13 protein-coding genes and 1 pseudogene are annotated in these 12,031 nt (G+C 69.8%); 12 read left to right on the plus strand and 2 right to left on the minus strand.

Annotation, left to right across the window (positions count from 1 at the left end):
* Nucleotides 1-1,156, minus strand: a 1,156-nt coding sequence (locus DW309_RS04220; protein WP_136044651.1) for an ROK family protein, incomplete at its 3' end; no start/stop codon positions are given.
* A 100-nt stretch (nucleotides 1,157-1,256) separates the two neighbouring features.
* Between DW309_RS04220 and DW309_RS04225 the strand changes: the two genes are divergently transcribed.
* From DW309_RS04225 to DW309_RS04265, 9 genes are all read left to right on the plus strand, one after another.
* On the plus strand, nucleotides 1,257-2,582 hold the full coding sequence (locus DW309_RS04225; protein ID WP_205812615.1) for an ABC transporter substrate-binding protein: 1,326 nt from the start codon (nucleotides 1,257-1,259) through the stop codon (nucleotides 2,580-2,582).
* Nucleotides 2,579-3,520, plus strand: a complete 942-nt coding sequence (locus DW309_RS04230) for a carbohydrate ABC transporter permease (RefSeq protein WP_205812616.1) — start codon at nucleotides 2,579-2,581, stop codon at nucleotides 3,518-3,520. The genes DW309_RS04225 and DW309_RS04230 overlap by 4 nt, the downstream gene beginning before the upstream one ends.
* The gene (locus tag DW309_RS04235; RefSeq protein ID WP_136044652.1) at nucleotides 3,520-4,398 is read left to right on the plus strand and encodes a carbohydrate ABC transporter permease; all 879 of its coding nucleotides are present in this window, start codon (nucleotides 3,520-3,522) and stop codon (nucleotides 4,396-4,398) included. Before DW309_RS04230 ends, DW309_RS04235 begins: the two co-directional genes overlap by 1 nt.
* 38 nt (nucleotides 4,399-4,436) lie before the next feature.
* Nucleotides 4,437-6,128, plus strand: coding sequence for a glycoside hydrolase family 13 protein (locus DW309_RS04240; protein ID WP_136044653.1), 1,692 nt, complete (start codon nucleotides 4,437-4,439; stop codon nucleotides 6,126-6,128).
* 106 nt (nucleotides 6,129-6,234) lie between these two features.
* On the plus strand, nucleotides 6,235-7,260 hold the full coding sequence (locus tag DW309_RS04245; RefSeq protein WP_136044654.1) for a metal ABC transporter solute-binding protein, Zn/Mn family: 1,026 nt from the start codon (nucleotides 6,235-6,237) through the stop codon (nucleotides 7,258-7,260).
* Entirely contained in the window at nucleotides 7,257-8,090 is an 834-nt protein-coding gene (locus DW309_RS04250) for a metal ABC transporter ATP-binding protein (RefSeq protein ID WP_136044655.1), read from the plus strand. Before DW309_RS04245 ends, DW309_RS04250 begins: the two co-directional genes overlap by 4 nt.
* The gene (locus DW309_RS04255) at nucleotides 8,087-8,965 is read left to right on the plus strand and encodes a metal ABC transporter permease (protein WP_205812617.1); all 879 of its coding nucleotides are present in this window, start codon (nucleotides 8,087-8,089) and stop codon (nucleotides 8,963-8,965) included. The genes DW309_RS04250 and DW309_RS04255 overlap by 4 nt, the downstream gene beginning before the upstream one ends.
* Before the next feature lie 19 nt (nucleotides 8,966-8,984).
* On the plus strand, nucleotides 8,985-9,407 hold the full coding sequence (locus DW309_RS04260) for a hypothetical protein (RefSeq protein WP_136044656.1): 423 nt from the start codon (nucleotides 8,985-8,987) through the stop codon (nucleotides 9,405-9,407).
* A 1-nt stretch (nucleotide 9,408) separates the two neighbouring features.
* Nucleotides 9,409-9,762 (plus strand): DUF5615 family PIN-like protein, encoded by a 354-nt coding sequence (locus tag DW309_RS04265; RefSeq protein WP_168387170.1) that lies wholly within the window; start codon nucleotides 9,409-9,411, stop codon nucleotides 9,760-9,762.
* A 112-nt stretch (nucleotides 9,763-9,874) separates the two neighbouring features.
* On the opposite strand, the gene DW309_RS04270 is transcribed toward DW309_RS04265, so the two are convergent.
* On the minus strand, nucleotides 9,875-10,111 hold the full coding sequence (locus tag DW309_RS04270) for a hypothetical protein (protein ID WP_136044658.1): 237 nt from the start codon (nucleotides 10,109-10,111) through the stop codon (nucleotides 9,875-9,877).
* Nucleotides 10,112-10,298: 187 nt separating this feature from the next.
* Here DW309_RS04270 and DW309_RS04275 point away from each other — a divergent pair, with 187 nt between their 5' ends.
* The 3 genes and pseudogenes from DW309_RS04275 to DW309_RS04285 all read left to right on the plus strand — a co-directional run.
* A complete protein-coding gene (locus DW309_RS04275; protein ID WP_136032082.1) occupies nucleotides 10,299-10,715 on the plus strand; it encodes a Fur family transcriptional regulator in 417 nt (138 codons plus the stop codon).
* Nucleotides 10,712-11,752: a permease gene (locus DW309_RS04280; protein WP_136044659.1), complete on the plus strand. Its 1,041-nt coding sequence runs from the start codon at nucleotides 10,712-10,714 to the stop codon at nucleotides 11,750-11,752. Before DW309_RS04275 ends, DW309_RS04280 begins: the two co-directional genes overlap by 4 nt.
* Nucleotides 11,745-12,031 (plus strand): annotated as a pseudogene (locus DW309_RS04285) (hypothetical protein); the annotation flags it as partial. The gene DW309_RS04280 and the pseudogene DW309_RS04285, both read left to right, overlap by 8 nt.

Consider the following 12,031-nt stretch of genomic DNA (forward strand, 5'->3'; position numbering starts at 1 on the left):
GGGCGGTCGCGACGGCCCCCGCCGACACGACTTCCGCGCCGAGCGACGACGCGAGGATCTCGGGCGCCGGCAGGTGCAGTTCCGCGGGGAGGATGCGGCGGGCGGCGGCGAGCACGGGCTCCACGCTCTCGGCGACCGCGCCGCACACGATCACGCGGGCGGGGTCGTACATGCTGCCGAGCACGCCGACCACACGGGCGACCGTGGCGCCCACTCGCTCGGCGACCCGCAGCGCGTCGGGGTCGCCGGAGGCGGCGAGGGTGAGCACGAGCCGCGGCTCCACGGGGCCGTCCGCCACGAGCCGCCCGAGGGGGCTGTCGGTCGCGGCCTCTCCCGACTCGACGGCGGCGCGTGCCTGGTCCTGCAGGGCATAGCGGAGCCCGAACGCCGAGCCGACGCCGATGATGTGGTCGAACACCACGCCCTCGCCCACGCCGCCGTGGGCACCGTGCAGCACATGCCCGTCGACGACGACTCCGCCACCGAAGCGTTCGCTGGCGAGCAGGGCCACGTAGTCGCGGCAGCCCTGCGCGGCGCCGAGCGTGCCCTCGGCGATCGCGGCGAGCTGGGCGTCGTTCTTCACCTCGACCACGGGTGCCCAGTCGCGCAGGGCCGCGGCGAGGCCGGGGTTGGTGCGCTCCCAGAACCCTTCGGGGTGCGGCGGTGAGATGCCGTCGCGGTCGACCGGGGCGGCAACGCCGACGCACACCGCGAGCACGTGGTCCGCGTCGACCCCGGCCTCGCTGCGGGCGGCCCGCATCCGCTCGACGATCGTGGCCCGGCGGGCCTCGGCGCTCTGGGTCGGGTCGAGCTCGGTGCGGTGATGCACGAGCGTGCGGTCGAGCGGGTCGGCGACCGTGACCGCGAGGTGGGTGTCGCCCGCGTCGACGCCGATCACCACGCCGAGGTCGGGGGAGAGGGCGAACCGTCGGGCGGGGCGTCCGGCGCGGTAGTCGCCCGTGGCCCTGGCGTTGGGCAGCTCGCGCAGCACCTCGGCGCCCACGAGGGTGTCGATCGCGTCGATCGCGGTCGAGCGGGTGAGGGAGGTGCCGGCCATGGCCTCGGTGGCGGTGAACTCGCTGGCGGTCCAGGCGAAGTCGAGGACGGCGCCGACGCTCGCGCGCCCGGTGCCCAATCCCGCCGAGACCTCCGCCACTCCCCTTGACCTTTCTGTCGCCCAGATGAGACAGTACCTCCTGACGGACTAGATTCGCTCACTAGATTTAGTCCGCAGATCTACCGACGGAAGGACAACGGTGTCTGCACGACGAACACGCCCGCTGCGCGGGATCGCCGGAGCGCTCGGCCTGGTTCTCGCCGGTGTCGCGCTCACGAGCTGCGCGGCAGGGGACGGGCCGGAGACCATCCGGTTCACCTTCAGCAAGCGCGAGGCCATCCCGTTCATGACCGACCTGGTCGCGGACTACAACGCCTCCCAGAACGACGTCCGCGTCGAGATCGACACCTCGGGCGTCGACGTGGTCTCTGCCAGCTTCGTCCGCGGCAACCCGCCGGACATCATGCTCGCGAACTACAACTACGAGGTCGCCCGGTTCGTGCAGCGCTGCGCACTCACCGACCTCTCCGACACCGAGGCCGCGGCGGGCATCCGCGACGACCTGCAGCCGCTGATGGACCAGTACGGCTCGTGCGAGGGCCGAACGAGTGCCCTGCCGTACTCGGTCATGGCCGCCTCCGTCATCTACAACACGCAGATCTTCGAGGAGCAGGGGCTCGAGGTGCCGCAGACCTGGGACGAGCTGATCGCCGTGTGCGACCAGCTGCGCGAGGCGGGCATAGACCCCTTCTACGGCACCTTCAAGGACGACTGGACCGTGGCGCAGGGCTGGTACGACTACGCGGTCGGCGGTTCCCTCGACGTGCTCGAGTTCTTCGACGCCCTCGCCGCCGAGGGTACCGACGTGGGTCCCGACTCCCAGGTCTCGTTCCAGAAAAACTTCGCCGAGCCGATGGACAAGATGATGCAGCTCGCGAACGACTACACCAATGAAGACGCCCCGAGTCGCGGCTACGGCGACGGCAACCTCGCCTTCGCGAAGGGCGAGGCGGCGATGTACCTGCAGGGGCCGTGGGCGTTCAGCGAGATCGCGAAGACCGCCCCCGATCTGCCCCTGGGCACCTTCCCACTGCCCATGACCGACGATCCCGACGACCTCGCGGTGCGGGTGAACATGGACCTCGCGGCGATGATCCCCGTGGAGTCCCGGCACCAGGAGGCCGCCCGCGACTTCCTCGAGTACCTCTACCTCCCCGAGAACATCGAGGAGTACAACGCCTCGCAGCTCGGGTTCACCCCGACGACCGACGCGGCAGCGCCGGACGACCCGCGCATCGAGGGCATGATCCCGTACTACGACGACGGCAAGATCTACCAGGGCCCGTCCGTGCTCGTTCCGAAGACCCTGCCGATCTTCAACTATGCGCAGGCCATGGTGCTCGGCGCCGCGCCGTCGTCGATCCTCCGCACGATGGACGCCGACTGGGCCCGTATCGCCTTCCGCGCTCCCATCCCGACCTCGCAGGATTCCGCATCGGCCGAGACAGAGGAGTCCGCGCCATGACCACCACCACCACCGCCACCGACACCGGTGCCAGCACCACCGCGATCGTGACGGGCGGCGAGCGGAAGCTCCGCCGGCACACCCGCCGCGTCGAGCCGATCTACTACCTCTTCCTGCTGCCGACGCTCGTGATCTTCACGCTCGCGATCACCGTCCCCGGCGTGATCGGCATCTTCTTCAGCTTCACCGACTCGATCGGCATCGGTGAATGGAGCTTCAACGGCCTCACCAACTACATCGCCCTGTTCAGCGATCCCGCGATCCTCCAGAGCTACCTGTTCACGTTCGGCTTCTCCATCGCGACCGTGATCGTGGTGAACGTGATCGCGTTCCTGCTCGCGGTCGGGCTCACCTCCCGCATCCGCTTCAAGACCGGACTGCGGACGATCTTCGTGATCCCGATGGTGATCTCGGGCATCATCATCGCCTACGTCTTCAACTTCCTGTTCTCCAACTCGCTGCCCGCGGCGGGGGCCGCGACGGGGGTCGAGTGGCTGCAGACCAGCCTGCTCGCCAACCCCGACCTCGCGTGGGTCGCGATCGTCATCGTCACCGCGTGGCAGGCCGTGCCCGGCACGCTGCTCATCTACATCGCCGGTCTGCTGTCGGTGCCGGGCGAGGTGTACGAGGCGGCCAGCATCGACGGGGCCAGCCGCACGCAGCAGCTCACCCGCATCACCATCCCGCTCGTCGCCGGGTATGTCGTGATCAACGTGATCCTCGGGTTCAAGGGCTTCCTCAACGCCTACGACATCATCGTCGGCCTCACGAACGGCGGACCGGGCACCGCCACCCGCAGCGTGGCCATGACGATCATCGCGGGCTTCAACGGCGGCGACTACGCCTACCAGATGGCCAACGCCACGATCTTCTTCATCGTGGCCGTGCTCATCTCGGTCTTCCAGCTCTCGCTGACCCGCGGAAGGAACACGTTCTGATGACCACGCAGACCCTCACCACGGCCCCGGCCGGCGGCCGGAAGAAGCGCGAGGAGATGGAGCGCGTCAACTGGCCGGGCACCATCATCCTGATCCTCTGCACCGCGACAGTCCTCATCCCGCTGTACGTCACGATCTCGATGGCATTCAAGACCACCGGTCAGGCCGTCGACGGCAACGCGTTCTCGTTCCCCGCGCCGTTCAGCTTCGACGGATTCGTGCAGGCCTGGAACCTCACGAAGTTCCCCGTCGGCGCCGGCATCTCCCTGCTCGTCACGGCGGGAACGGTCGTCGCCACGATCGTGCTCGCGGCCTTCGCCTCGTACGCGATCGTGCGCAACTGGGACCGCCGGCTGTTCCGGTACTCCTTCTTCTACCTGCTCGCGGCGATGTTCATCCCCTTCCCGGTCGTGGCGCTGCCGCAGATCCAGCTCACCGGACGCGTCGGACTCGACAACCCGTTCGGCGTGATCATCCTCGCCACGATGTTCCAGCTGAGCTTCAGCGTGCTGCTGTTCACGGCGTTCCTGCGGTCGATCCCGATCGAGCTGGAGGAGAGCGCCCGCATCGACGGGGCGACCACGTGGCAGACCTTCTGGCGGCTGATCTTCCCGCTGCTCGCCCCCATGAGCGCGACCGTCGGCATCTTCGCGTTCCTCTACGCCTGGAACGACTTCATGATGCCGTCGCTCATCATCTCCGACCCGGCACTGCAGACGCTGCCGGTGCGGCAGAACCTCTTCCAGAACCAGTTCAGCAACAACTACAACGTCGCCTTCGCCTCGTACCTCATGGCGATGGCCCCCGCGATCGTCGCCTACCTCTTCACTCAGCGCTGGGTGATGGAGGGCGTCACGCAGGGTGCCGTCAAGGGCTGACACCGACCACCGCAAGAAAGCAAGGAGTTCCACCCCTCATGACCGATTCGCTGCTCACCGAGACCCGCGAAGACGACAAGACCGCGACCTGGTGGCGCCAGGCGGCCGTCTACCAGATCTACCCCCGCAGCTTCGCCGACGCCGACGGCGACGGACTGGGCGACCTCCCCGGCATCGTCTCCCGTGCCGACTACCTCGCCGAGCTCGGCATCGACGCGGTGTGGCTGAGTCCCTTCTACCCGTCCGAACTCGCCGACGGCGGCTACGACGTGGCCGACTACCGCAACGTCGACCCGCGCCTGGGCACGCTGGCCGACTTCGACGCGATGGTGGAGGCGCTGCACGCGCGCGGCATCCGCGTCGTGGTCGACATCGTCCCCAACCACACCTCCGACCAGCATGCGTGGTTCCAGGAGGCGCTCGCCGCGGGGCGTGGGTCGGCCGCGCGGGAGCGCTACATCTTCCGCGAGGGCACGGGGCCCGACGGTGCGGAGCCGCCCACCGACTGGATCTCGATCTTCGGTGGCAGCGCCTGGGAGCGCGTGGCCGACGGTCAGTGGTACCTGCACAACTTCGCGGTCGAGCAGCCCGACCTCAACTGGGACCACCCCGAGGTGCGCGAGGACTTCCTGACGACACTGCGCTTCTGGTCGGACCGCGGCGTCGACGGGTTCCGCATCGACGTCGCCCACATGCTCACGAAGGACCTCACCGAGCCGCTGCCGTCGCGCGCCCAGCTCGACGCGATGGACCGCTCCTCGGGCACCCACCCGATGATCGACCGCGACGACGTGCACGAGATCTACGCCGAGTGGCGTCGGGTGTTCAACGAGTACGACCCGCCGCGCACCGCCGTCGCCGAGGCGTGGGTGGAGACGCCGGAGCGCCGGGCGAAGTACGCCTCCGCGGAGGGGCTGGGCCAGGCGTTCAACTTCGATCTGCTCGTGGCCGACTTCGATGCGGGCGACTTCCAGCGCATCATCGCCGACAACCTCGCCCAGGCGCACGCGGCAGGGTCGTCGACCACCTGGGTGCTGTCCAACCATGACGTGACCCGCCACGCCACGCGGTACGGCCTTCCTCCGCTGCGCGGTCGCGCGGTGAAGCAGGGCACGGAGTGGGTGCGTGCCGGCGGCCCGGAGGACGGACTCGACCGCGAGGGCGGACTGCGCCGGGCGCACGCCGCGACCCTGCTGCTGCTCGGCCTGCCCGGCAGCGCGTACCTGTATCAGGGCGAGGAGCTCGGGCTGCACGAGGTGGCCGACATCGCGCCGGAGCAGCGGCAGGACCCCGGGTTCTTCCGCGGGGCCGACTTCGATGGTCTCGGTCGCGACGGGTGCCGTGTGCCCCTGCCGTGGACGGCGTCGGGCAGCTCGTACGGGTTCGGCGAGGGCGGCGCGCATCTGCCTCAGCCCGCGTGGTTCGCCGCGGCTGCGGTCGAGGTGGAGGATGCCGACCCCGGTTCCACGCTCAACCTCTACCGCGAGGCTCTGCGGCTGCGGCGGTTGCTGCAGACCGGCGAGAGCCTGGAGTGGAGGGAGACGGGTCGTGCGGACGTGCTGCGGTTCCGTCGTCCGAACGGCTGGGAGGTCGTGACGAACTTCGGCACCGAGCCCTTCGAGCTCGGAGCGGCCGCGGAGGACGCGGTGCTCTCGACCGTGGCGCTGGACGGCTCCGCGCTGCCCGCGGAGGCGACCGCATGGATCGCGCCACGGGGGCTCGTGGGGTGAGTCGGGGGTGACGAAAGGCGGAGGGCGTGGTCGCACGCTCTCCGCCTTTCCCGTCCGCGGAGCGTTCGATTTGATAATGGTTCTCATTAGCGTTTACGCTGGCATCATGAAGAAGCCCGCGCTCGCTCTCGCCCTCGCCTCCGTCGCCGCCCTCTCGCTGGCCGGATGCTCCAGCCCCGCCGCGTCGGGACAGGGCGACGACGGAACGATCACCGTCGTGGCGAGCACCAACGTCTACGGCGACATCGCCGCGCAGATCGGCGGCGACCGCGTCGACGTCGAGTCGATCATCACCTCCGCCTCCCAGGACCCGCACTCCTACGAGGCCAGCGCCCGCGACCGGCTCACGCTCCAGAAAGCCGACCTCGTCGTCGAGAACGGCGGCGGCTACGACGCCTTCATCGACAGCCTGCTGCAGGACGCCCAGGACCCGCACGTCGTCACCGCCGTCGAGTACTCCCACGACTTCCCCGGCAACGAGGGCCATGAGGAGGACGCCCACGACCACGCCGACGCCGACGACGACGCCGCCGCCGACGACGCCCACGACCACGAGCATGCCGAGGGCGAGGACGGTCACGACCACGAGGGCCACAACCACATCGAGGGCTTCAACGAGCACGTGTGGTTCGACCCGCACACGATGATCCACGTGGTCGAGGCCATCGCCGACGAGCTGACGGCGCTCGACCCCGACGGCGCGGACACGTTCGCGACCAACGCCGACGAGCTGGTCGCCGAGCTCGAGGGCTTCGAGTCCGACCTCGAGACGCTCAAGGCCTCCGCCGAGGGCAAGACGGTGTTCCTGACCGAGCCGCTGCCCGGCTACCTCGCCGCGGCCGCCGGTCTCACCGACGTGACGCCCGAGGGCTTCGCCGAGTCGGTCGAGGAGGGCAGCGACGTCGCGCCGGCGGTACTGCTCGAGTCGCTCGATGTGATCGCGTCCGGACAGGTGACCGCCCTGCTGACCAACGCCCAGACGGGCGGTGCCGAGACCGAGCGGGTCGAGAAGGCCGCGGACGACGCCGGAGTGCCGGTGGTCGCCTTCACGGAGCTGCTGGAGGACGGATCGTCGTACTCTGAGTGGATGCGTGACGCGATCCAGAGCCTCGCCGCCGCCGTCCAGTCGTGAGCGGCGCGGTCGACCGCGCGGCGCCCGTGCTCGAGATCGCCGACGGGGCACTGCACCGCGGAGACCGCGAGCTCTGGTCGGGCCTCGATCTCACGGTGCAGCCGGGGGAGTTCATCGCCGTGCTCGGACCCTCCGGGTCGGGCAAGACGACACTCCTGCGCAGCATCCTCGGCCTCCAGCCCCTCTCGCGCGGCACGATCCGCGTGGCAGGTGAGCCCGTGCACCGCGGCAACGCCCGCATCGGCTACATCCCGCAGCAGCGCGCGATCGCCCCCGACACCAGCATGCGTGCCAGGGATCTCGTGGCGCTCGGCGTGCAGGGCAGCCGTTTCGGCCTCCCGTTCCCGCACCGCGGCGACCGCGCGAAGGTCGATGCACTGCTCGACGCGGTCGGCGCCGCGCACTACGCCGACCGTCGGGTGGGGTTGCTGTCCGGCGGAGAGCAGCAGCGGCTCCGCGTGGGACAGGCGCTCGCCGACGAGCCGGCCCTGCTGCTGTGCGACGAGCCGCTGTCGAACCTCGACCTCGCGAACCAGGTGGGCGTCACCGACATCATCGACCGCCAGCGGCGCGAGCGCGGGGCGGCGGTGCTGTTCGTTACGCACGACATCAACCCGATCCTCGGCCGGGTCGACCGCATCCTCTACATCGCCGGCGGGCGCTTCCTGCTCGGCACCCCGGACGAGGTGCTGCAGACGCGCGTGCTCAGCGACCTGTACGGCACACCCGTGTTCGTGCTCCGAGCGGGCGACCGGCTCGTGGTCGTGGGTGTCCCCGACGCCGAGCCCCACCACCTGCACGAGGACCACGACCACGGAGGGGCCGCATGACCGCCGCCGCCCTCCTCGTCCCTGCCGTCGGGTGGGACGACATCTTCTCGTTCCAGGACTACGGCGAGCTCGTCGCCCTGCTCGCGAACTCGATCATCGCCGGGGCGGTGCTCGGCATCGTCGGTGGCCTGATCGGCGTGTTCGTGATGCAGCGTGACCTCGCCTTCGCGGTCCACGGGGTCAGCGAGCTCTCCTTCGCCGGTGCCGCGGCCGCGTTGCTCTTCGGCGGCAGCGTGGTGTTCGGCTCGCTCGGCGGGGCCCTGGTCGCGGCGATCCTCATCGGCGTGCTCGGCGCGAAGGCGCGTGACCGCAACTCGATCGTCGGTGTGCTCATGCCGTTCGGCCTCGGCCTCGGCATCCTCTTCCTGTCGCTGTACGACGGACGCAGCGCCAACCGCTTCAGCCTCCTCACCGGTCAGATCGTGTCGGTGTCGAGCCCCGACCTGGGGTGGCTCATCGGCATCAGCCTCGTCGTGCTGCTCGGGCTGCTGGTGATGTGGAACCCGCTGCGGTTCGATTCGCTCGACCCGGAGTCGGCGGCGGCCCGCGGGGTGCCGACCCGCGCGGTGAGCCTGCTGTTCATGGTGCTGCTGGGCCTGATCGTCGCGGTGAGCGTGCACATCATCGGAGCTCTGCTGGTGATGGCGCTTCTGGTGACACCGGCCGCCGCGGCCATGCGGGTCACGGCGGGTCCGGTCGCGGTGCCGCTGCTGGCCGCGCTGTTCGGCTTCGTCTCGGCGGTCGGCGGCATCCTGCTCGCCCTCGCCGGCACCCTCCCGGTGAGTCCGTACATCACGACGCTGTCGTTCGCGATCTACGTCGTGTGCTGGATCGTGCAGAAGACCCGGTCGCGCGTCCGTCGCGTCTCCGCCTGAGCGCGCTACACTGTAGCGCATGGTAGCGCCCACGAATGTCCGCTTCAGCGAGAGCGTCAGCGAGGCTCTCGGCCGCTACGTACGCATGACGGGGCAGACGAAGTCAGGCGTGGTGAACAGTGCGGTCGAGGAGTGGTTGCGCATGCAGTTGCATCCCCGCATCCGCTTCGTCACGATCGAAACCGGCGAGCGTCGAGCGACTCTGACGGACGGCCCCCAGGTGTGGACGGTGGCGGAGGCGTGGCTGTCGCACGACCCCGCGGAGCGCAGCCCCGAATCGCTCGCCGACACTCTCGGGGTCCCGTCGGGGATGATTGACGCGGCGCTCGACTACTGGGCGGAGCATCGAGCCGAGATCGACGGCATCGTGGAACGGCATCGGATTGCACAGGACGAGGCGCTCGCCGCGTGGGAGCGGCGCCGTGCGATCGACGCCGCGTGAGGTGCGCTTTCTCCTCGACGAGCATTACCCCGGTCGGCTCGCTGTCGTGTTGACCGAGGCTGGTCCCGACACGGTGGCCGTGGTCGACCGCGACGACCTTCGCGGTGCCGATGACACCACAGTCCTGCGGACGGCGACCGAGGAGCGACGTGTCGTGGTGACGGAAGACGTCACCACCTTCGCCATCGCGATGTCCCGACTCCCCGATCACAGTGGAGTGGTGTTCTGTCATCATGAGCGGTTCCCCCGGACCGGGGCTGGACTGGAACGCCTCCGCCACGCCCTGATCGCGTTCTCCGCCGATCCTCCTGCCGCCGCGGGTCACGCGGGGTTCGTCTGGTGGCTGGCCGAGTGACGGGTCATTCGCACTCGGGCTCGTCCCGGTCGGATTCCTCTTCGTGAGGGGGCGCCGCACCGGCGAATGGTGCCGGGCCGCCGCCCTGACGGACGACGGCCCAGGGTTGGAGTCACTCGTCGGACGGGGGACGGTTGCGCCGCACGAGCCACCGTGTGACGTCGAACACGAGGCCACCGGCGAGGAACGACCCCGCGATCAGCATCATCATGCGCAGGCCCTCGTCGGCGGTGGTGGCCGCCGTGCTGAAAGCCATCCACATGCCGATGGCGACGAACACCCACCCCGCGATCATGCGTCCCGAGGGGCGCGAGGCGGAGGGTGTCGAGTGAGCGTTCCTCTTCTCCATCGTCGGCTCCTCCGTCTTGGACTACTCTTCTAACGTACGCGTATGACGGCTATCCGCTGTCATAGGTAGGCGATCATCCCAATATGCGCGCGCGGCACGTGTCGCGATCCGATCCGGAGAGTGACTCCGGTCCCGCCCCCGTCCGCTCCCAGCCCTCGCCAACCCCCTCCGGCCTAGAATCGAAGGCATGGCTCAGCGGAACACCTGGCAGCGCGAACGCGTGCGCGAAGCACTCGCCGACGCCCGCGGTTTCGTCAGCGCACAGAGCCTGCACGCCTCCCTCCGCGACGACAACACCGGCATCGGCCTCGCCACGGTCTACCGCGCACTGGCAGGGCTCGCCGCCTCGGGTGACGCCGACTCGCTGCAGAGCCCGGAGGGCGAGGCGCTGTACCGTGCCTGCTCCACGCAGGGGCACCACCACCACCTGATCTGCCGGTCGTGCGGGCTCACGGTCGAGATCGAGGCGAAGGACGTCGAGCAGTGGGCGCACCGCACCGCCGCTCTGCACGGGTTCACCGACGCCGCGCACGTCGTCGACATCTTCGGGCTGTGCACCCCGTGCGCCAACAAGCGCGAGGCCGGCAGGACAGCGACAGCGTGAGTTCCGCGGCACGAACGGCCTCCCGTCCGGGCCACACGCACCGACACGCGACACCGCCGCGGTCGCCCTGGATCGGCCTCGGTCTCGGCGCCGCGATCGTGGCGGCGCTGTTCCTGATCGATCTGCTGCTCCCGTCGCTGTACCCGGCATCGCTGCCGACCAGGGCGCAGGACGGCCTCACCCTGGCGCTCAGCGTGCTGATCGAAGCGCTGCCGTTCGTGATCCTCGGCGTGCTGCTGTCGATCGTCGTGCAGGTGTGGCTGCCCGCCGACGTCATCCACCGCTGGCTGCCACGCCGCGCGTGGGCCCGGCGCGCGGTGCTGTCCCTCCTCGGGATGCTCATCCCGGTGTGCGAGTGCGGCAACGTCCCCTTCGCGCGCGGTCTGATGATGCGCGGCCTCGCCCCGGCGGAGGCCCTCACCTTCCTGATCGCCGCGCCCATCGTCAACCCGATCGTCATCCTCACCACGCACGCGGCCTTCGGTTGGGACGGCGGCATCCTCGTCGCGCGCCTGGTCGGCGGCTACCTGATCGCGAACCTGATCGGCTGGATCTACAGCCTGCACCCGTCGCCGGACTCGCTGCTCACCCAGCGCTTCGTCGATACGTGCGAGCGCGTGACGCACGAGCCGGGCACCCCGATCCGCCGCAGCCTCACGCAGTTCCTGGTCGAGCTGCGGGCGGTGATGCCGGCGCTCGTGATCGGCTCAGCGCTCGCGGGAGCCGTGCAGGTGCTGATCCCGCGCGACGTGCTGCTGGCGATCGGGTCGAACCCGGTGCTGTCGATCGTGGCGATGATGCTGCTCGCGATCGTGGTCGCCATCTGCTCCAACGTCGACGCGTTCTTCGCGCTGTCGTTCGCGTCCACCTTCTCCAGCGGGGCGATCGTGGCGTTCCTGCTGGTCGGGCCGCTCGTTGACATCAAGATGCTGGCGCTCATGCGCACGACCTTCACCGCGCGCACGCTCGTCGGGATCACCGCGGTCGTGCTCGCCGCGGCCTTCGCGATCGGGATTGGGGTGAACGTCTTTGTCTGAGCAGCAGACACCGCGCGCTCGAGCCGTCGCGACTCGATGGCTGGGCGTCGGACTGGCCTCCGCGGTCGCGGTCGTGACGCTCGGGCTCGCGGTCACCGGGCGCCTGACGCTCTACATCAGCCCCGAGTCGGTCTGGTTCGCGAGTGCGGCCGCCGTGGTCACGCTCGCCGGGGCGGTGTGGTCGTGCACCCTGCCGCTCGGGGCCGAGGACGACCACGGCCACGACCACGGCGACGCCACCGCGGAGCCCGAGCACGCGGACGATGAGGCGTCGCGCAC

Origin of the sequence: Microbacterium sp. K41 (assembly GCF_004794395.1) — a bacterium.
Classification (GTDB): Bacteria; Actinomycetota; Actinomycetes; order Actinomycetales; family Microbacteriaceae; genus Microbacterium; species Microbacterium sufflavum.

Excerpts from the sequence above, each read along its gene's own strand:
- DW309_RS04240 (WP_136044653.1), top strand. The coding sequence starts at position 4,437 with ATGACCGATTCGCTGCTCACCGAGACCCGCGAAGACGACAAGACCGCG.
- DW309_RS04255 (WP_205812617.1), top strand. The coding sequence starts at position 8,087 with ATGACCGCCGCCGCCCTCCTCGTCCCTGCCGTCGGGTGGGACGACATC.
- DW309_RS04270 (WP_136044658.1), bottom strand. The coding sequence starts at position 10,111 with ATGGAGAAGAGGAACGCTCACTCGACACCCTCCGCCTCGCGCCCCTCG.
- DW309_RS04235 (WP_136044652.1), top strand. The coding sequence starts at position 3,520 with ATGACCACGCAGACCCTCACCACGGCCCCGGCCGGCGGCCGGAAGAAG.
- DW309_RS04245 (WP_136044654.1), top strand. The coding sequence starts at position 6,235 with ATGAAGAAGCCCGCGCTCGCTCTCGCCCTCGCCTCCGTCGCCGCCCTC.
- DW309_RS04260 (WP_136044656.1), top strand. The coding sequence starts at position 8,985 with ATGGTAGCGCCCACGAATGTCCGCTTCAGCGAGAGCGTCAGCGAGGCT.
- DW309_RS04230 (WP_205812616.1), top strand. The coding sequence starts at position 2,579 with ATGACCACCACCACCACCGCCACCGACACCGGTGCCAGCACCACCGCG.
- DW309_RS04275 (WP_136032082.1), top strand. The coding sequence starts at position 10,299 with ATGGCTCAGCGGAACACCTGGCAGCGCGAACGCGTGCGCGAAGCACTC.